Source organism: Hymenobacter humi (genome assembly GCF_042665855.1).
GTDB classification, from domain to species: domain Bacteria; phylum Bacteroidota; class Bacteroidia; order Cytophagales; family Hymenobacteraceae; genus Hymenobacter; species Hymenobacter humi.
The window spans coordinates 903,305-922,473 of the sequence record NZ_JBHTEK010000001.1 but is presented as its reverse complement, the minus strand read 5'-3'; the positions used below and the strand labels follow the sequence as shown (position 1 = coordinate 922,473).

At 64.0% G+C, this 19,169-nt stretch carries 16 protein-coding genes, 3 pseudogenes and 1 riboswitch; of the genes and pseudogenes, 13 read left to right on the top strand and 6 right to left on the bottom strand.

Features of this window, described 5'->3' with window-relative positions; genetic code table 11:
- Positions 1–8: 8 nt before the first annotated feature.
- Positions 9–626: pseudogene (locus ACFQT0_RS05190) on the top strand (lysylphosphatidylglycerol synthase domain-containing protein); the annotation flags it as partial.
- Positions 627–663: 37 nt separating this feature from the next.
- Positions 664–1,098, top strand: a complete 435-nt coding sequence (locus ACFQT0_RS05185) for a hypothetical protein (protein WP_380206154.1) — start codon at positions 664–666, stop codon at positions 1,096–1,098.
- A 70-nt stretch (positions 1,099–1,168) separates the two neighbouring features.
- Here the strand turns inward: ACFQT0_RS05185 and ACFQT0_RS05180 are convergent, their stop codons facing one another.
- Complete coding sequence (locus tag ACFQT0_RS05180) at positions 1,169–1,588, bottom strand: hypothetical protein (protein WP_380200956.1); 420 nt, start codon at positions 1,586–1,588, stop codon at positions 1,169–1,171.
- A gap of 183 nt (positions 1,589–1,771) precedes the next feature.
- Between ACFQT0_RS05180 and ACFQT0_RS05175 the strand changes: the two genes are divergently transcribed.
- The 4 genes from ACFQT0_RS05175 (at position 1,772) to ACFQT0_RS05160 (ending at position 5,529) form a co-directional block, all read left to right on the top strand.
- A complete protein-coding gene (locus ACFQT0_RS05175) occupies positions 1,772–2,062 on the top strand; it encodes a LysM peptidoglycan-binding domain-containing protein (protein ID WP_380200954.1) in 291 nt (96 codons plus the stop codon).
- Positions 2,063–2,504: 442 nt separating this feature from the next.
- Positions 2,505–2,620, top strand: a riboswitch (SAM riboswitch).
- A gap of 388 nt (positions 2,621–3,008) precedes the next feature.
- Positions 3,009–4,388: an O-acetylhomoserine aminocarboxypropyltransferase/cysteine synthase family protein gene (locus ACFQT0_RS05170; RefSeq protein ID WP_380200952.1), complete on the top strand. Its 1,380-nt coding sequence runs from the start codon at positions 3,009–3,011 to the stop codon at positions 4,386–4,388.
- 293 nt (positions 4,389–4,681) lie between these two features.
- Entirely contained in the window at positions 4,682–4,972 is a 291-nt protein-coding gene (locus ACFQT0_RS05165; RefSeq protein WP_380200950.1) for a hypothetical protein, read from the top strand.
- On the top strand, positions 4,936–5,529 hold the full coding sequence (locus tag ACFQT0_RS05160; protein ID WP_380200948.1) for a hypothetical protein: 594 nt from the start codon (positions 4,936–4,938) through the stop codon (positions 5,527–5,529). Before ACFQT0_RS05165 ends, ACFQT0_RS05160 begins: the two co-directional genes overlap by 37 nt.
- 61 nt (positions 5,530–5,590) lie before the next feature.
- On the opposite strand, the gene ACFQT0_RS05155 is transcribed toward ACFQT0_RS05160, so the two are convergent.
- Both ACFQT0_RS05155 and ACFQT0_RS05150 read right to left on the bottom strand, forming a co-directional pair.
- Complete coding sequence (locus tag ACFQT0_RS05155) at positions 5,591–6,823, bottom strand: alpha/beta hydrolase fold domain-containing protein (RefSeq protein ID WP_380200946.1); 1,233 nt, start codon at positions 6,821–6,823, stop codon at positions 5,591–5,593.
- A 138-nt stretch (positions 6,824–6,961) separates the two neighbouring features.
- Positions 6,962–9,892, bottom strand: a complete 2,931-nt coding sequence (locus ACFQT0_RS05150) for a T9SS type A sorting domain-containing protein (protein ID WP_380200944.1) — start codon at positions 9,890–9,892, stop codon at positions 6,962–6,964.
- 100 nt (positions 9,893–9,992) lie between these two features.
- Here ACFQT0_RS05150 and ACFQT0_RS05145 point away from each other — a divergent pair.
- Positions 9,993–10,217 (top strand): annotated as a pseudogene (locus ACFQT0_RS05145) (hypothetical protein); the annotation flags it as partial.
- A gap of 16 nt (positions 10,218–10,233) precedes the next feature.
- Entirely contained in the window at positions 10,234–10,980 is a 747-nt protein-coding gene (locus ACFQT0_RS05140; RefSeq protein WP_380200942.1) for a S66 peptidase family protein, read from the top strand.
- A 194-nt stretch (positions 10,981–11,174) separates the two neighbouring features.
- Here ACFQT0_RS05140 and ACFQT0_RS05135 read toward each other — a convergent pair whose 3' ends face one another.
- From ACFQT0_RS05135 to ACFQT0_RS05125, 3 genes are all read right to left on the bottom strand, one after another.
- Positions 11,175–12,083, bottom strand: a complete 909-nt coding sequence (locus tag ACFQT0_RS05135; protein WP_380200939.1) for a M28 family peptidase — start codon at positions 12,081–12,083, stop codon at positions 11,175–11,177.
- Between the two features lie 236 nt (positions 12,084–12,319).
- Positions 12,320–13,888, bottom strand: coding sequence for a cysteine--tRNA ligase (cysS, locus tag ACFQT0_RS05130; protein WP_380200937.1), 1,569 nt, complete (start codon positions 13,886–13,888; stop codon positions 12,320–12,322).
- Positions 13,889–14,135: 247 nt separating this feature from the next.
- Positions 14,136–15,320: an endonuclease/exonuclease/phosphatase family protein gene (locus ACFQT0_RS05125; RefSeq protein WP_380200934.1), complete on the bottom strand. Its 1,185-nt coding sequence runs from the start codon at positions 15,318–15,320 to the stop codon at positions 14,136–14,138.
- 182 nt (positions 15,321–15,502) lie between these two features.
- Here ACFQT0_RS05125 and ACFQT0_RS31540 point away from each other — a divergent pair.
- From ACFQT0_RS31540 to ACFQT0_RS05105, 5 genes and pseudogenes are all read left to right on the top strand, one after another.
- Positions 15,503–16,201, top strand: a pseudogene (locus ACFQT0_RS31540) (DUF7948 domain-containing protein); the annotation flags it as partial.
- Positions 16,137–16,625, top strand: a complete 489-nt coding sequence (locus tag ACFQT0_RS31535; protein WP_449272088.1) for a DUF7948 domain-containing protein — start codon at positions 16,137–16,139, stop codon at positions 16,623–16,625. The pseudogene ACFQT0_RS31540 and the gene ACFQT0_RS31535, both read left to right, overlap by 65 nt.
- A complete protein-coding gene (locus ACFQT0_RS05115) occupies positions 16,615–17,562 on the top strand; it encodes a hypothetical protein (RefSeq protein WP_380200930.1) in 948 nt (315 codons plus the stop codon). Before ACFQT0_RS31535 ends, ACFQT0_RS05115 begins: the two co-directional genes overlap by 11 nt.
- Positions 17,513–17,899 carry a hypothetical protein gene (locus ACFQT0_RS05110; protein WP_380200928.1) on the top strand — a complete coding sequence of 129 codons (387 nt, stop codon included), beginning with the start codon at positions 17,513–17,515 and terminating at the stop codon, positions 17,897–17,899. Before ACFQT0_RS05115 ends, ACFQT0_RS05110 begins: the two co-directional genes overlap by 50 nt.
- Complete coding sequence (locus ACFQT0_RS05105) at positions 17,889–19,100, top strand: T9SS type B sorting domain-containing protein (RefSeq protein WP_380200926.1); 1,212 nt, start codon at positions 17,889–17,891, stop codon at positions 19,098–19,100. The genes ACFQT0_RS05110 and ACFQT0_RS05105 overlap by 11 nt, the downstream gene beginning before the upstream one ends.
- Positions 19,101–19,169: the final 69 nt, after the last annotated feature.

Below are 19,169 nucleotides of genomic sequence, written 5' to 3'. Positions count from 1 at the left end.
CCCTTCCAATGCCCAACCAGCTTCCCACGCACGCCGATAACGACGAGAGTTTTTTGCAGCGACTGCGGCCCTCGCGCCTCATCCTGCCCGTGGTCATCGGCATGGGCGTCGTCGCGTTTCTGTTTTACCGCAGCTACCGCCCCGGCGACCTGGCCCCGCTGCAGAATGCCGACTGGCGCTGGCTGCTAGTGGCGTTGCTGGTGCTCATTGCCCGCGATTTGGGCTACATCTACCGCATCCGCCACATTGCCGAAGACGAGCTGACTTACCGGCAGGCGCTGGACGTGATTATGATTTGGGAGTTTGCCTCCTGCGTGCTGCCTTCGGGGCAGGGCGGCACCGGGGTGGCCCCGTTTATTCTGGAGAAGGAAGGCATTCCGTTGGGCAAAGGTCTGGCCTACATCATGGTTACGGCGCTGCTCGACAACCTGTACTACGTGTTGATGGTGCCGCTGGTGGTGCTGGTGGCCGGCGCCGGGCTGTACCCCCACGAGGCCCTGCAAACCGGCTTTGTGGCCACACTGCGCATTGCTTTTGGGGTGAGCTACTTTTTTGTGCTGCTCTACGCCGGGCTGATGCTCTACGCCATTTTTGTGAATCCCCGCTCGGTGCGCCGGATTCTGGTGCGGCTGTTTTCGTTCGCGGTACTGCGGCGCTGGCGGCGTGTGGCTTACCGCCACGGCCAGGAAATGGTGCTGGCCTCGGAGCAGCCTGCGCGGCAACGGGCCACGCTACTGGTGGCACGCGGGCGTAAGCACGGCCTTTGTCTGGACGGCCCGCTACGCCATCATCGGCTGCCTCATCGCCGCCTTTGTGCCCATGGACGCGGGCACGTTTCTGTTCATCTTCGCCCGCAACATCACCTACAAGGTCATCCTGCTGCTGGCCATCACGCCCGGCGGCGCGGGCATTGCCGAAGGGGCCTTTCCCACTTTTTTCGGCAAGTTCATCGGCACCGCCACCATGACCAGCTTCATGGTGCTGCTCTACCGGGTCGTGACGTATTACCTGTACCTGGCGCTCGGCATGGTGTTTTTGCCGCGATGGGTAGCGCGGGTGTTTATCAAGCGGCCCTCGGTGCACACCAAAGTTTCCTGATGGCGCCTACCAACAAAAAAGGCCCCGAACCACTGCGGTTCGGGGCCTTTTTTGGCATTGAAAAATGTTACTATTCAGACTCCAGCATCAGCGCGGCACCGTCGGCCGACTTCAGCGTGAGTTTGTCGTCGGTGAGGGTTTCCACGGTGAACGTGTTGCTGGCGGTGGCGCCGTCGGGGGTCATGGTGATGGTTTTGCCGGCCTGGTCAAAGGTGTATTTTCCCGAGACTGCACCGTTGGCACCGGTCATGTTGTAGGTGCCGTTGGCAAAAATGCGGAGCTCCTCTTGCTTTTGTGCGTCCGTCTGCTTCACTTTGTCGCCGGTGGAGCTGGTTTCCTTAGCGGTTTTCCATACCTTGCTGTCGGTACCGTACAGCATGTTCACGCCTTCTACCTTTCCTTTGTCGCTGCCGCAAGCAGTAACGAAGAGCGAGAGCAGGAGCAGCAGGCTGGCAAAATAACGAAGCGAGAAAAGCGACTGAGTTTTCATGAGAACGAGTGTGATGGTGAAAGATTAGGGAACAAGCCACGCGGTGGTGGGCTCGTCGGCTTACGGACCACGCGCAAAAGGGTTTAGAACGAAACCCCGCCCCAGCTTGCCCGTATATGTGCCGTGTCAGCGAGCCTTTGGGCAACTGACGCTCTACTATTTTTCATCTAATTGAACTTAATCATGGGACTCTTTGATTTTCTCAGCGACAAAGGCGAGCAAAAGCCCGTAGAGCCCGCCGCCAAGCCGGCTGCTGGTGGCACCGACTTTTTCGGTAACAACACCGCCAACAATCCGGTTGCTACCGGAAACACGTACACCGTAGTGAGCGGAGACTCGCTTTCCAAAATTGCTAAAAACCACTACGGCGACGCCGCTAAGTGGCACCAGATATACGAGGCCAACAAGAGCCTCATCGGCAACAACCCTGACCACATTGAAGTGGGCCAGGTGTTGACCCTACCTAGTCTCTAGGTACTTTTTTGCAGAAAAAGGTGAGAAAAGCCACTCTGTTTCAGGGTGGCTTTTTTGTGTTTACACGGGTTCGGTGTTGAGCTAAAAAGGCCGTCATGGTGAGTGGCACCTCACCCCTGCCGGGCACGGCCCCGGCCCCTCTCCAAAAGACAGGGGGGCCTGACGTTATATATAATCGAATGAAAAGGCCAGGCTCAATTGAGTCGGGCCTTGCTGTTTTAAAATTGAGCCTGGTTCTTCTGCCGTGGCTCCCCTCTCCGCGGGCTTCGCGCATCAAGCGAACCGAGGCCGGGGCCATGCCCGGAAGGGGTGAGGTACCACCGGCTGCGCTTGGCAAGACGTTTCAAACATTTTTGCGCCACTCGCTTGCCCGCAAAAAAATTTCTCCCGTACATTTGCCCTTACCAACTGGGTACTCCCTGCTAACGGCGGGCAGTTTTAAGTTTTATACAGAAGCGGCGAGAGAATAGGCTCCCTGACCCGCTGGCAACCTTCCTTCCTGTGAAAGGTGCCAATTCCTACCCACTGCGGTTTCGGCCACGATGGGGCATATGACTCGAGTGCCATGGAAAACTCTTCTCGTTTCGCTTTTTTAACCCGACTCCTTCGGCTGCTTTGCGCGCCGTGGTTTCGGGCTTTTTCGTTTCGGCCCACAGCCGCCGGGCCTTTGCTCCAAATATGGAGCGAATGCGAATGTGTTGTTGCGGCCCGTGCTGTTGTCGCTAGCCTTCTAACGGCTTAGCTTCTCCTCCCCTCTTAGTGGTTTTTTCGGTGGCCGACGTGCGCGGCCGTGTGTCCGTTTGCGGCGCTCGGCGTGCTTGAGCCACCCCAACAGCACGGGCTTTCCCTGGGGTTTTCGCGGCGCTCTTATTTGCCTTTCCAGGCCTACCAGCGCCCATTTTCTATCGTTTTTACGGGTCCTATATCACTTCAAAATCGCATTATCATGTCTGCTTCTCCCCTGCACTTCGAAACCCTCCAACTCCACGCCGGCCAGCAGCCCGACCCCACCACCGGGGCCCGCGCCGTGCCGCTGTTCCAAACCACGTCCTACGTGTTTAAAAGCGCCGAACACGGCGCCAACCTGTTTGCCCTGAAGGAGTTCGGCAACATCTACACCCGCCTGATGAACCCCACCACCGACGTGTTTGAGCAGCGCGTGGCGGCCCTGGAAGGCGGCGTGGCGGCGCTGGCCACCGGCTCGGGCCAGGCAGCCCAATTCATTGCCCTCAACAACATTCTGCAAGCCGGCGACAACTTCGTGAGCTCGGCTTTCCTGTACGGCGGCACTTACAACCAGTTCAAGGTGGCGTTCAAGCGCCTGGGTATCGAGGTGCGCTTTGCCGACGGCGACAACCCCGCCAGCTTCGAGACCCTGATTGACGACAAGACCAAGGCCATCTACCTGGAAACCATCGGCAACCCCAGCTACAGCATTCCCGATTTCGAGGCCATTGCGGCCATCGCCAACAAGCACGACCTGCCCCTGATTGTGGACAACACCTTTGGGGCGGGCGGCTACCTGTTCCGGCCCCTGGAGCACGGCGCGCACATCGTGGTGGAGTCGGCCACGAAGTGGATTGGCGGCCACGGCACCAGCGTGGGCGGCGTGATTGTGGACGGCGGCACCTACGACTTCGGCAACGGCAAGTTCCCACAGTTTACCGAGCCCAGCGAAGGCTACCACGGTCTGGTATTCAACGACGTATTCGGCAAAGGCGGCCCGTTCGGCAACATCGCCTTCATCATCCGGGCGCGGGTGGAAGGCCTGCGTGACTTTGGCCCGGCCATCAGCCCGTTCAACTCCTGGCAGCTGCTCATTGGCCTCGAAACCCTGAGTTTGCGCGTGGACCGCACCGTGGAAAACGCCCTCAAAATTGCCAACTGGCTGGAGCAACACCCGCAGGTAGAGAGCGTGAACTACCCCGGCCTGGCCAGCAGCCCCTACCACCGCCTGGCCCAGAAGTACCTGAAGCGCGGCTACGGCGGCGTGCTCAGCTTCCGGCTGAAAGGCAGCAAGGAAACGGCCACGCAGTTCATCGACAACCTCAAGCTCATCAGCCACCTGGCCAACGTGGGCGACGCCAAAACGCTCATCATCCAGCCCTCGGCCACCACGCACCAGCAGCTGAGCGACACCGAGCAGCTAGCCGCCGGCGTTACGCCCACTTCGCTGCGCCTCTCGCTGGGCATCGAGCATTTTGAAGACATCAAAGCCGACTTGCAGCAGGCCTTCGACGCTATCGGAAACACGGACGCCCGGCCCACCGAGCAAGTGACAACAGGCGAGCCTGAGCTCGAGCACGCCCAACCCCTGGAGGTATAGTTTTTCTGGTTTCTCGTTGCTGGTTTCTGGTTCCTAGCAATATGCAGGCTGACAACTTGAAACTACTTGAAACTAGAAACCAGCAACGAGAAACCAAAAACCAGCAACAACCCAAGACAATGGACCAGATTTTTCACCTTCCTGACCTTCGCCTCGAAAGCGGGGAAACCTTGGTGGGCGCCCACGTGGCGTACCACACCTGGGGCCACTCAACGCCGACCGCGACAACGTGGTGTGGGTGTGCCACGCCCTCACGGCCAACGCCGACGCGTTGAGCCTGGTGGGCGGGCCTGGTGGGGCCGGGCTGCCACTTCGACCCGGCCGACTGGTTCATAGTGTGCGCCAACGTGCTGGGCTCCTGCTACGGCAGCACCGGCCCGCTCGACGCCGACCCTGCCACGGGCCAGCCGCGCTACCAGCACTTTCCGCTGCTCACCATCCGCGACTTGGTGGCGGCCCACGAGGCCTTGCGCCAGGAGCTGGAACTCGAGGACATTCATACGCTGATTGGCGGCTCGCTCGGGGGCAGCAGGCACTGGAGTGGGCCGTGCAGCGGCCGGATTTGTTCGACCACCTGGTGGTGATTGCCACCAACGCCCGGCACTCGGCCTGGGGCATTGCCTTCAACGAAGCGCAGCGGCTGGCCATTGAGGCCGACCCCACCTATGCCGCCGGCCAGCACGGCGGGGGCGACGACGGCCTGCGTGCGGCCCGGGCCGTGGCCCTGCTCAGCTACCGCAGCTACTCGGCCTACGCCGAAACCCAAACCGACCCCGACGACGACCGACTCAACAGCCACCGGGCCAGCACCTACCAGCGCTACCAGGGCGAGAAGCTGGTGGCCCGCTTCGACGCCTACAGCTACGTGGCCCTGAGCCGCGCCATGGACACCCACCACCTCGGCCGCGGCCGGGGCGGGGTGCCGGCGGCCCTGCGGCGTATCGGGGCCCGCACGCTGGTGCTGGGCATTACCTCCGACGTGCTGTTTCCGCTCAATGAGCAGCGGGAGCTGGCCAACCACATTCCCGGGGCCATGTACGCCGAGCTGGATTCGCGCTACGGGCACGACGGCTTCCTGCTCGAAACGGCGGCCATCACCCACTTTCTGGAACTGTTCTACGCGCCCAGTTTCGCGCATTGAGCCTGGCCGCAGGTCGCGTTCTTTCTCTTTCGCTCTTGCAGCTTAATTCACAGGAGCCACGCTACCTGAACTCGATGCGAAGAGGCACCTGGCCAGCGAACCGCAACCAATAAATCCCGGCGCGGAGGGAGCCCCGGGGCAGCTCCAGGTCGCGCGAGCCGGGGCTTAGGGTACGCACCACGCGGCCGGTGGCATCCAGCAATTCGGCTTCGGTGGTCAGGGGCCAGGCTTCGGACAGTACCACCCGAACGGCCTCATCGGCCGGGATGGGGTAGGCTTGGGGAGCGGAGCCGGTTTTGCCGGCATTTGGTTTCAGGGCCGTGACCACCGTGCCGGGTTGAGCCAGCACGGGCCGCAGGAAATCGCGAATGGTTCGGAAAGTGGTGTCGGCGTAAGCGGCGTTATTTTCGAACGGCACGTGGCCGGCCCCGCGCAAGGGGCGCAGCGTGTTGCGAATGCCCACCGCCGTAGCGCGGGGGTGGAGGCGGCCGCTGCCGTACACGTATTTGGGTGGGAATACCGAGCCCAGGCGGCCCTGCAAATAGGGGACGGTGGCATCGGCGGTGCCGTGCACGCTGCACAGGGCGGCATTGCCCGGCTCAATCAGGCCGGGGTTTTCGGTGGCCCCGCTCAGGTTGAGCACGGCCAGCACCGCGCTGGAGTAGCCGGGGTTGCCGCTTGCGCCTTCGATGCCGCCGAGAGCGGCAATTCCTACGTACGCCGGCACCTCGCTGGCTTTGTCGAGGTAGCCCACTTCCAGCGCGGCAAAGGCCCCCGCCGACGACCCGCCCACGGTGATATAGTTGGGCTGCACGCGGTAGGTTTTGCCGGTGGCGGCGTCCTGGCGGAAAAAGCGCACGGCGGCGCGCATATCCTGCATGCCCCGTACGGCCGCCTTGGCAATGTTAACCGAATCGAAAGCCGTCAGGATGGTAGCCGCGTCCAAGAGCCGGTAGTCGATGCTGGCCGTGACGTAGCCCAACTTGGCAAACTGGGTGCACACGCTGACCATGTAAGGGTCGGCGCGGGAGCCCACGACGAAGCCGCCCTGGTGCGCAAAAATGATAACCGGCCGCTGGGCCAGCGCATCGCCGGTGGGCTGGTAGATGTCCATCAGCAGCTGCTGGGTGGCCCCGGCCGAGTTCACCGCGGAGCCAAAGCTCACGCCCGCCGTCACGGTTACATTGGGGAAAATGGGGCGGTAGTAGCGCCCGCCCGTGGTATCAATCTGGGCCGTGGCGGCCTGCAAGCCGCTCAGCAGCACGAAGGCGAAGAGGAGGAGAAGTGTTTTCATAGCAAGCAGACGGATGGCGAATCAACCCATAAACAGCCCGCAAGTGCTGCCGGCCTGCTACGATAACGTGTTTCGCCCGAGCCGGTTGGGCAGCTACTAAAATAGCTGCCCAACCTTTTAAACTCGCTGCAGCTCAAGCTACTGCACCACCACGCGCCGCACCACCGGGGTACCGCCCGCGTTGAGATGCAGCTGGTACACGCCCGGCGCGAGGCCGCGCACGTTCACCTCGGCCTGCAGCGTTTGGCTGCCTGTAGACGACAGCCGCAGGCTGCGCACCGTCTGGCCCAGGGCATTGGTGAGTTGAGCTGAAACGGAACCGTTGCTGCCCTCCGGCCGCGGCAGCCGCACCGTGAAGCTGCCCGAAACCGGGTTGGGGTATACCTGCAGCTGAGCGGCCAAGGCCTGCGCCGGGCTGGTGGCCGTGACGTTGGCGGGGCGGAACTCCAGGGCAAAGCGGCCCGACGCCGTAAGACCCGCCAGCGAGAAGCGGTACTCGGTGCCGGGCGCCAGCACGGTGCGGCTGCCGGCCACAGCATCGGTCAGGGTGATGGTGGTGCCGAGCGCAAAGTTGCGGAGCTGGTCGGCGGCCAGCACGTAGGCGCCGGTGTGGGGAGCCACGAGGCTGAGCGGCACGACGATGGGCGCCGTGAGCAGCGGCAAGCCGTTGATGGCCAGCTCCTGCCCATCGGCTACCGAAGCCAGGTCCAGGCGGCTGGGGTTAGGCAGCTTGTAGGCATCGAAGCCGGCATCGGGGCCGGCGCTGGCGCCCGCTTCGAAGTAGAGGTAAGTTTCGTCGAACGCGGCGGCCTGGGCGGCATCGGTCAGGGTGAGGCGCAGCAGCGGGCGCGCATCGGCGGTGCCGCGCTGCAGCTGGGCAACGTTGGCCGCCGCAAAGTCCGTGATGCGGGAAGCGAGCGGGAGGGTGAGGGTGACCGGAGCAGCATCCAGCGAACGCACGAAAAAGCCCTGGGCCAGCGGCACGGTGCTGGCACCGCCCACGCCCCGCACGTACGCGCGGTAGCGACCATCGTACTGACTGGTGCTCACAAAGATGGACATGGCCGCGCTCATGGTCGCAGGCACCGTCACGTTGTCCCAGTTCAGGGCCGAGGCGAAGGGGTTGCCCAGCAGGTGCCAGCCGCCGTCGGGCGACACGGCCCCACTGAGGGTCGTAGTAATGGCTTCGTTGTTGCGCGTCAGCGGGCCGGTGAAGTTGAGCGTCTGGCCGGCTGCCAGGTTCACGGTGTAGCCCCGGCCGCGCACCAGCGGCGCCGTGCCCGCGCCGGGCACCACCCAGCCTTTATCGAAGGCCGAGTAGCTCGTGGCCGGCGAGGTCAGCACCCGCTCCTGCTCGTAGGCAAACACGTTGGGGAAGGGCCGCACAAGCTCGGGCCGGGCACTGCTGTTGTACGCGGTATTGAGTACCGGTGTGAAGGTGGCCGTGGCCAGCGCCGCCGTGGTCGTGTTGTCGAGCGGCGAGGCGATGTGCCGGTAGCCCAGGCCCTTGTTTACGGTGGGGTCGATGTAGCGCTGCACGGTGAGCTCGCTGCTCAGGGTGCCGGCGCCGGGGGCGACCAGGGCTGTGCCCGCGGCGCTCGAAAGCAGCGTCACAGTGCGGCCGCTGTTGTTGAGCAAGCCGCTCGTGGGCACAAATTTCTGACTGATGCTGAGTGCGTTGGTCAGGGCCACGGCATTGGCGGCGGGCACGGCTATTTCCAGCTCGCGCACCTGGGCGGGCAGGCCGGAGCCGGTTACCTGGTCGGTGGCGCCTTCGTAGGCGTAGCCGGCATCGGGGCTGAAGGTGCGAGTGCCGGTGTTGCGGATGGCCCCGGTAGCGCCCGTGGCCGCAATGCCCGCGGCGTCGCAGATGCGCAGCGTGGCGCCGGCCTGCAGCTCAAAGCTGCCGGGGCCGTCCACCACAAAGCAGTTGGTTTTCAGCGAGCCGGGCGTCTGGCCGGGCTGGCTGCGCACCACCAGATTGCCATACACCGTGATGTTGCCGGTGAGCACCGCTTGGCTGCTGTTGATGGTGATGTCCTGATAAGAACCAGCGGGCACGTTGGTGGGCGTACTAATCACGAGGCTGGGGTACGCCGCCGTGACGGGCACCAGCAGCGGCCGCAGAAAGTCGCGCATGTCCCGGAACGCGATATCGGCATAGGCATCGTTGCTTTCGTACGGCACGTGGCCGGCTCCGTCCAGCGTGCGCAGGGTGTTGGGCACGCCCACCGTGGTGGCATAGGGGTGCAGGCGGCCGCTGCCAAAGACATACTTGGGCGGCAGCAGCGAGCCCACCTTCCCTTGCAGGTACGGCACGGTGGTGTCGGTTGTGCCGTGCAGGCTGTAGAGCGGCGCGTTGCCGGGCTCAATGAGGCTGGGCCGCTCGGTGGCCCCGCTCAGGTTGAGCACGGCCAACACCGCGCTCGAGTAGCCGGGGTTGCCGCTCGCGCCTTCGATACCACCCAGACCAGCCAGGTCCACATAGGCCGGCACTTCGCTGGCTTTGTCCAGGTAGCCCACTTCCAGCGCGGCAAAGGCCCCCGCCGATGAACCTCCCGCCACAATGCGGCTCGGGCTGACCCGGTACGCATTGGCAGTAGCGGCATCTTTACGGAAGAAGCGCACCGCGGCGCGCAGGTCCTGCATGCCCCGAATGGCCGCTATGGCCACCTGCGGGGTATCGGCCGGGGCTCGCAAGCCCGTTGGCACAAAGCCCAGCCGGTAGTCGATGCTGGCCGTAACGTAGCCCAGTTTGGCAAACTGGGTGCACACCTTCACCATGTAGGCATCGACGCGCGAGCCGGTCACAAAGCCTCCCTGGTGGGCAAAAATGATAACCGGCCGCTCGGCTGCTACATCGCCGGCGGGCTGGTACACGTCCATCAGCAGCGTTTGGGTGTTGCCGAGGTAATTAACAGCCGAGCCGTACGCCACGGTGCTCACGCTCACATTCGGGAAGATGGGCTGGTAGAAGCGGCCGCCCGTGGTGTCGATGGGGGTTTGCGCGGCGGCGGTGTGCCAGGCGCTGAAAACCAGCAGCCAGGCGAATAGTAAAGTAGACTTCATATAAAGGGATTAAGAGAAAGACGAGCTTGGTGCTTGACGCAGAACCAGCCCCTGAGGTTGGGCTGAATCTTTCATCAAACTTACTCGGCAAGCACGGCATATGGAATGTGCCCCGGCCGGGCGGCAAGTCCTGCGTTATTTGCAGGCGATTTATTCTTCCCCTATGTCGGTTTTATTTCCCCCTGCCCTGCAGCACGGCCAGCGCGTGGCCATTGTCAGTCCCGCCCGCAAAATCAGCGCCGCCGAGCTGGCGCCCGCCATTGCCACCCTCGAAAGCTGGGGCCTGGAGGTGGTGCTCGGCGAGAGCATCAACGGCGACCACCACCAGTTTGCCGGCGACGATGAGCTGCGGCGCCGCGATTTTCAGCAGCAGGCTCGACGACCCCAGCATCCGGGCCATTCTGTGTGCCCGCGGCGGCTACGGCACCGCCCGCCTGGTAGATGGCCTGGACTTTTCGCGCTTCCCCCAGCAGCCCAAGTGGATAGCCGGCTTCTCCGACATCACGGTGCTCAACAGCCACTTGCTGCGCCTCGGCTACGCCAGCATCCACGGCGTGATGCCGGTGCTGTTCCACCAGGCCGGCGGCGAAGCGGCGCTGGAAAGCCTGCGCCGCGCGCTGTTTGGCGAGGCCGCGCTGCCCCTGCAGGTGGCGCCGCACCGGCTCAACCGGCCCGGCACTGCCACCGGCCGCCTGGTGGGCGGCAACCTGAGCCTGCTGCACACCATCACGGGCACGGCGTCGCAGGCCAGCTTCGACGGGCGCATCCTGTTTCTGGAAGACCTCGACGAGTACCTCTACCACATCGACCGCATGATGCTGCACCTGCACCGCAGCGGGCAACTGGCCGGGCTGGCCGGACTAGTGGTGGGGCACTTCTCGCAAATGCGCGACAACACCATCCCCTTTGGCAGCGCCGCCGAAGAAATCATCGATTCCTACGCCGGACTCTACCATTTCCCGGTGGGCTACGGCTTCCCCGTAGGCCACGAGGCCGACAACATGGCCCTGGTGGTAGGCCGCGAAGCCCGGCTCGAAGTTGGGCCAGAGGGTGCGCGCCTGACCATGGATGCGGCTGGCGCTGTGTAGAGACGCAACATTTTGCGTCTCCTCGCTGAACGACACCCACGAGGCGCGTACGAGCAGACGCAAAATGTTGCGTCTCTACTTCGTTCTAACTAACGCAAACTGCTTCTTAGCCTTTTCACATTGAGCTAAAAGCAACAGCCCGCCGTGCTGCGCGGGACGCGGCACGGCGGGCTGATTTGCGGGGTGGAAACGCATTACTCCACGTACAGCGCCTGCAGCACCGTCTGGCCCACGGCCTTGAGGGTGTTACGGTCGATGATGCTCATGTTGTCGGTGGTGGCGTGGTGGTAGGCGGGGAAGTAGTCGCCGGCCGAGTTGTGGTGGTAGATGTCGATGGTGGGGATGCCGGCCTGGTTGGTGTACACGTGGTCGTCGGTGATGCCGCCGGTATCCTCGTAGCGGAAGTAGTCGGAGTAGCCCAGCCGCGAGGCCACGTTCCAGATTTTGTCGAGCGCGAAGCGGGCGTTGGTGCGCGAGGTTTCCTCGCGGGTGAAGACGCCGCCCTTGGCGCCCACCATGTCGAGCAGCACGCCGTACTCGGCCTTGTAGTTGGCCGGGAGCAGGTGCTTGGCCCAATATTGCGAGCCCAGGCACCAGGAGTCGCTGCCGCTGCCTTCAAGCTGGTTTTTTACGTCGGACTGCGTGCTCGCGTCGTGGCCCCAGTCTTCGGCGTCGAAGAGGATGAAGTCGACGCCCACGTTGGGCGCCAGGCTGTCGGGCTGCTGGCTGAGCACGCGGGCCATTTCCAGGGCCACGGCCACGGCGCTGGCACCGTCGGAGGCGCCGTCCATGGGGGCGTTTTTGTTGGTCTTGTCGGCGTCGGCAAAGGGGCGCGTGTCCCAGTGGCCGAAGATGGCCACGCGGCGGGCGGCCTGCGGCTGGTACTGGGCGATGATGTTGCGGCCCTTGATGTAGGTACCATCGAAGGTCATGGCCTCAAACGGCTGCTCCATCACCTTCAGCCCAAAGCTTTTGAATTTGGCCACCAGCCAGTTGCCGGTTGCCACGTGCGCCTTGGAGTTGGGCACGCGCGGCCCGAATGCCACCTGTTTGGCCGTGAAAGCGTAAGCCGAGTCGGCGTTGAACACCGGGGCTTTGGGCAACTTGGCTTCGGCAGGCGCGGTGGCTTCGGGGGTTTCGGTGGCTTTTTTCCGGGCAGCCGGTCAGGAACAGGAGTCCGGCCAGGGCAGCGATGGGAAGGCAGAGGTTACGGAGAATCATGCGGTAGGGGCGGGGGCTTGCCCCCGCCCGTCATTGAACGATAATATTGAACGAACCTGGGCCGTCGTTCTATTAGCCGGGCGGGGTCAAGCCCCGCCCCTACTGCTTCAGCGTCGGGCTACTCCTCGCTGTAGGCCCACTCCACGCCGGCTTTGGTGTCTTTGATAACGATGCCCTGGCCTTTGAGGGCCGCCCGAATCAAATCGACTTTATCGTAGGCCTTGTCCGCTTTGGCTTCGGAATAAAAGCTCAGGGTGAGCTCCAGCAGTTGCTCAGCATTAGCACGGGGCTCGTCCTGCAGGCCCAGAATATCGGTAACCAGCGTTCGGTACGTGGCCACGGCTTCGGCCAGCACCGGGCCCGACACCTCAGCCAGGGCAGCCGGCGTGGTGGCCAGGGTGTTGAACTTGCGCAGCAGGTTGAACAGGCTGGCGATGCTGCGGGCCGTGTTCAGGTCGTCGTCGAGGCCCGTGAACAGGTCCGCGAGAAGCTTGCGCAGGTCGGCGTCGCCGGGCTTCTGGTTGCTGTTTGCTCGTTGCTGGTTGCTTGTTTCTGGTTGCTGGTTTTCAGTTAAACCAGAAACAAGCAACGAGGAACCAGAAACGAAAGATGAGGAACCAGAAACCAACTTATCCAGCAGGCGCAGGCCATTCATCAGCTTGCGGTAGCCTTTGCGGGCGGCCTGCAGGGCCTCGTCGCTCACGTCGACGGGCGAGCGGTAGTGGGCCTGCAGCAGGAAGAAGCGCACCACCATGGGCGAGTACGCCTGCACGAGCGGGCCGGCGGGCCCCTTGAACATGTCGCCGAGCAGCACGAAGTTGCCCAGGCTCTTGCTCATCTTGGTGCCGTTCACCGTTATCATGTTGTTGTGCATCCACACCCGCGACTCGTCGGTGTGGGTGTCGCTGGCCTGGCACTGCGCGATTTCGCACTCGTGGTGCGGAAACATGAGGTCGAGCCCGCCGCCGTGGATGTCGGACAGGTCGCCGAGGTACTTGCGGCTCATGGCCGAGCACTCGAGGTGCCAGCCGGGAAAGCCCTCGCCCCAGGGCGACGGCCAGCGCATGATGTGCTCGGGCGCGGCCTTTTTCCAGAGGGCAAAGTCCAGCGGGCTGCGCTTTTCGTCCTGGCCGGCCAGCGTGTCGCGGGTGCCGCCCAGCTGGTCTTCAATGCTGCGGTTCGAGAGCTTGCCGTAGCGGTGGGCCTCGTTGTATTTGGGCACGTCGAAGTACACCGAGCCGTTGACTTCGTAGCCAAAGCCGTTGGCGATGATTTCCTCAATCAGCCCAATCTGCTCGGTGATGTGGCCACTGGCTTGCGGCTCAATATCGGGCGGCAGGCAGCCCAGGGCCAGCATGTTCTGGCGGTAGCGGTTGGCAAAGTGCTGGGCCACCTGCATGGGCTCGATGCGGGCCGCGCGGGCGGCTTTGGCCATCTTGTCTTCGCCGGTGTCGGCATCGCTTTCCAGGTGCCCCACGTCGGTGATGTTGCGCACGTAGCGCACCTGGTAGCCCATGTGGCGCAGGTAGCGCGTGAGCACATCAAACACCACCGGGCCGCGGGCGTTGCCCAGGTGAGCTTCGCTATATACGGTGGGACCGCACAGGTACACGCCCACCTGAGGCGCGTGCACGGGCTGGAATTCTTCTTTCTTGCGGGTGAGGGTGTTGTAGAGCGAGAGCGGCATGGCGCAAAGGTAGCGGGAGGAAAACTCCCCTCCTCAGTCGAGGAGGGGATGTTCGAGCCAAGGGCTCGGACGGGGGTTGTTGCGGTCGTTGAACGACTCGTGGCAGAACGAGTTGGGCTGAAATCGTTCTGCCGCCAGTCGTTCTTACCTCGTTAGCTACGCCGACCTTCGGTTAAAAGACTCAACCACCCCAGGCTCAACTTGGCAGTTGAGCATCCCCTCCTTGGTAAGAAAGGGAGTTGACCGTTCAGCGCAGGCGATACAGCGCTTCTACGGGAAAATGGTCGCTCCACTTTATTTCCCGGTGCACCCGGCAGCCCAATACTTCCCACTGCGGGCTGGCAAACTGCTGGTCGATGCGCAGACCCGGCAGCTTGCCATTGTAGGTAGCGCCGATGCCCGTGCCCACGGTGGCCCAGGCGTTTTGGAGGTGGTCGGCCAGCTGGTCGTAGGGGTAGGAATAGGGCAGGTCGTTCAGGTCGCCGGTGAGCAGCACGGGGTAGGGCGAGCGTGCCAGGTGCGCCAGCACGGTATCGACCTGCGCCCCGCGGGCCACCGCCCCGTTGCGGAAGCGGCGGAGCAGGTTGGGCGCTTTAGCGCGCAGGCCAGCGCGGCTCTCGGTAGCCGCGGTGATGTCGGTTTCGGCCATGCTCATGCTTTGCAGGTGCACGTTGTAGACCCGAATGGTGTCGGGCCGGTTCCGGCCGGTGCGGTTGGCGGGGCGGACCAGGTCGGCCCACATGGCGTGGTTTTGCGAAAGGCGGCCGAAGGCAATGGTGCCGCGCTGCATGATGGGAAAGCGCGAGAAAATGGCCAAGCCAAACTCGGCGCCGATGCCGTTTGTGAGCGTGACCGAGATAAAGGAATGGCGGCCGCTGCCGCGCCCGAGCCGGTCGTCGGTTTGAAAGATGTCCTTGTCGTCGCGTGAGCCGCGGGGCTCGTTGTAGTACTCCTGCAGGCACAGCACATCGGCCGGGCTCTGGGCCAGCCAGCGGATGAAGTCTTTGGAAGAGGCGTTGTTGGCTTCGCGCAGTTGGGCGTACACGTTGAAAATGCGCACGTTGGCCGAGAGCAGCGAGACGTTGTTCTGGCCTTGCGGCACGAAGAAGGCCGAGCGCAGGGTCTGACCGCCCGTTAGATCCTGCGTTTTCACGGCAGCCTCCTCATTCAAGTAAGAAGGGTGCAGCGCCAGGCCGCGCTGCACGTGGGGCCATGTCAGGCCCAGGGCCAGGATGGGCAAAACGGCCACCCGCCAATTGCGCCGCAGCCAGTACAGCGCCAGCAGCGCCGTCAGGGCCAGGGCGACCGGCGTGGTAAGGGCCCCGAACACCACCGGCCAGAATGCCGCGGCGGGCACCTGCTGGCAGGCAATGGCCAGCATCAGCCACGCCAGGGTAAGTAAGGTGATTTTGAAAGCAAACGAGCGGCGCACGGCACAGGCAACAGGGGCCGCAAAGGTAGCGGCCGAGGCTAAAGCCAATAGCGAACCTATTGTTTATTTATCTTTATGCACTTGGACCCAATCCGGTTTTTAGCAAATAGCGCTTGCCGGTTTGCTAACCCGGCCCGGGCCTGCCCGAACTTTAGGACGCCGCATTGCCACTGGCAGAGAGCATGCTTTCTCTGGCGGCAATTGAGCCTTTTTTCTCTCCTTCTTCTGCCTTTGGCGTTTATATGCCCCAACCTTTACGCGCGCTCTACCTACCTTTTTTAGTACTAATGCTCGGCCCTGCTTTGGCGCTGGCCAAAGCGCGGCCGGCGCGGGCCGCGTCGATTGAGCCAGGCACACCCAGCCTCGAGTTCGTTCAGAATAAAGGCCAGTGGGACAGCCGCGTACGCTACGAAGCCGCGCTGCCCTCAGGAACGCTATTTGTGCAAGCCAACGCTCTGACTTACAATTTTGTTGACCCGGCTGCCTTGAGCCAGCACGGCGGCGAAACGGCTCAACCCAAGCCGGCCAGCCCAACCAGCGCGGCGGGCATCGCGGCCCACGCCTACACCGTGCATTTTGAGCAGGCCAACGCCGGCGTGCGCCTCACAGCCGAGACGCCCACCGCCGGCGAGCGCAACTACTTTGTGGGCACCGACGCCCGGCGCTGGGCCAGCCACGTGGGCGCGTTTCGGCGGCTGCGCTACACCGACCTGTGGCCCGGCATTGGGCTGACGCTGTATGAAAACAAGGGCCAGCACCTGGAATACGACGTGCTGCTGGCGCCCCGCGCCAACCCCGCCCGCGTGGCCTTTCGCTATGAAGGAACCTCGGCCCTGGCCCTGGACGCGGCCGGCAACCTCGTCATCAAAACCACTGTGGGCACCACCACCGAGCCTGGCGCCCAAGGCCTGGCAAGTGGACGCCGCCGGCCGGCACCAGCCCGTGGCCTGCCGCTACGTACTCACGGGGCGCACCCTCACCTTCGCGCTGGGCGCCTACGACAAGTCCCGCGCCCTGACCATCGACCCCACCGTGCAGTTCTCGACCCTCACCGGCTCGACGGCCGACAACTGGGGCTTCACGGCGACCTACGACGATGCCGGGAATATGTACTCGGGCGGCATCGTTTTCAACAGCGGCGGCACGTTTCCGGCCACGCCGGGGCCTACCGCACCACGTTCAGCAGCGGGATGGACATGGCCATTATCAAGTACAATACCGCCGTGTCGGGACCAGCAGCCCGGGTGTGGGCCACCTACCTGGGCGGCAACAACGCCGATTTCCCCACAGCCTTGTGGTAAATAATCGCAATGAACTGGTGGTGCTCGGGAGCACGTCTTCCACCAACTACCCCACCACCGCTGGGGCACTGCAATCCAGCTTCCGGGGCGGCTCGCCGCTCAACCCCTACCGTTCCGGTGAGGCCGTATACCAACTGACCAACGGCTCCGACCTGGTCATCACGCGCCTGAACGCTACCGGCAGTGCACTGGCCGCCAGCACCTACCTCGGGGGCTCCGGCAACGACGGGGTGGTGGGCCAGCCCAATTCCATTGCCGCCAACTACGGCGATGCGTTCCGGAGCGACGTGCTGCTCGACGGCGACGGCAACGTATTCATTGCCGCCGCTTCCGGCTCCACCGACTTCCCCGGCGTCACGCAGGGGTTCAATTCCGCTTATCGCGGAGGCGCGGCCGATGGGGTGGTGTGCAAGGTGGCGGCCAACCTGGGCGCCGTGTTGTGGGCCGGCTACATCGGCGGCAGCGGGGCCGATGCGGCCTATGCGGTGCAGCGCGACAGCCAGGGGCGGGTGTACGTGTGCGGCGGCACCGCCTCGGCCAACTTTCCCGTCACGAGCGGCGCCTACCGCACCACCCAACCGGGCGGCAGCACCGATGGCTTTGCGGCCCGCATCAGCCCCGACGGCCGCACGCTGGAGCGCGCTACCTTCATCGGCACCGCTGCCTACGACCAGGCTTACTTCCTGCAGGCTCGACGCCTCGGGCAGCCCGTATTTGTTTGGGCAAACCCTGGGCCCGTTCCCCATCACCCCGGGTTTGTACGGCCAGATAGGCGGCACCCAGTTTATTCAGAAACTAAACCCCGACCTGACCGCCAGCCTCTACAGCACCACCTTTGGCAACCGCAGCGGCGCGAACGGCGGCCCCAACCTGGTGCCCACCGCCTTCCTCGTGGACGAATGCGAACGGGTGTACATCAGCGGCTGGGGTGGCTCCACTAATACTCCTCAGGCCGGATGGCTTGGGGGTACCACCACCGGACTACCCATTACCGCCAACGCGGTGCAGCGTCAGACCGATGGCAGCGATTTCTACTTGGCCGAATTCGCCGCGGGCATGACCGGCCTGGAATACGGCACCTTTTTCGGCCAGCAGGGCGGCCGGGGCGAGCATGTGGACGGCGGCACCTCGCGTTTCGACAAGCGGGGCGTGGTGTACCAGGCCGTGTGCGCCTGCGGCGGCAGCCAGGGCTTCCCGCTGCCGCCCGGCGCAGGCACCTACACCATCCGCAACGGCAGGCTCGAACTGCAACAACGGGGCGTTCAAAATGAGTTTTGAGATAATTCAGGCCGACCCCGGCCCGCGCCGGTACGTGTGCTTGGACAATGGCCCGGTGAGCCTGGGCGGCAGCCCGGCCGGCGGCGTGTGGGCGGGCCCCGGGGTGCAGGCGGTGTCGGGCGGTGGCTACCGCTTTGTGCCCTTGGCCGTGGGGCCGGGCCAATACAACATCACCTACACCGTGAAAGCCACCGGCACGTGCGAGAGCACCCGCGCCGTGCGCTACCTGGTGGCGCCGGCCATCGTGCCGGTACTCGCGCCGGTACCGCCGCAGTGCATTACCATGGCTTCCGTGGCGCTCACTGCCACACCGGCCGGGGGCACCTTTAGCGGGCGCGGGGTGTCGGGCGGGCGCTTCGATCCGAAGGCGGCCGGGGTGGGCACGCATACCATTTCGTACGCGGTTTCCGACTCGTTGGGCTGCGGGGTGGTCAGCCGGCAGGTGGTGGTGACCCAGCCGCCCACCGTCACGGCCGGGCGCGACACCTTTCTGTGCGCCGACCAGCGCCAACCGTATCGCCTGCTGGGTGCCCTGCCCGCCGGCGGCACCTGGAGCGGCACCGGTGTCACGGCCAGCGGCATGTACACCCCTCCCAATACCAACAACCGAGGCGGCGTGTTTACCCTCACCTACACCGTGGTGCAGGGCCCGTGCCAGGCCGCGGCCACGCGCACGGTGGTGGTGGCCCCCACCACCTCGCAAAACGTGGGGCTGAACCTGCCCGTGTGCGAGACTGCGCCGCAGTACGTGGGCCTGGCGCCGTTCGACTGCCCGCTGGCGCCGGTGCTGCTGGCGCCCAAGGCTACTTACCGCTGGGATTTTGGCGACGGCACGCCCGTCAGTACCGAGGCTACCCCCACGCACCGCTACCTGCAGGCCGGCACTTATAATATCACCCTCACTGCCCGGTACGGCACTTGTGAGGTGCTTACCGGTTTTGCCCCCATCGTCGTAGGCGAGGTATTCGTGCCCAATATTATCACGCCCAACCGCGACGAGCTGAACCAGACCTTCCGGCCGCTCTTTAGCTGCCGGCCGGCTTCGCTGGAAGTGTTTTCGCGCTGGGGCCAGCGGGTGTACCAAACCAACGACTACCACAACAACTGGGACGCCAGCGGCCTGCCCGACGGTATCTACTACTACCTGCTGCGCGACGCCGACGACCGCCGGGTTAAAGGCTGGGTGGAAGTGCGCCGCTAACCGCAGCCACTGAGAAAACCACGAAAATTTCAGCCCAATTTCCTTGGGCTACCCTTTATTAACCAAAGC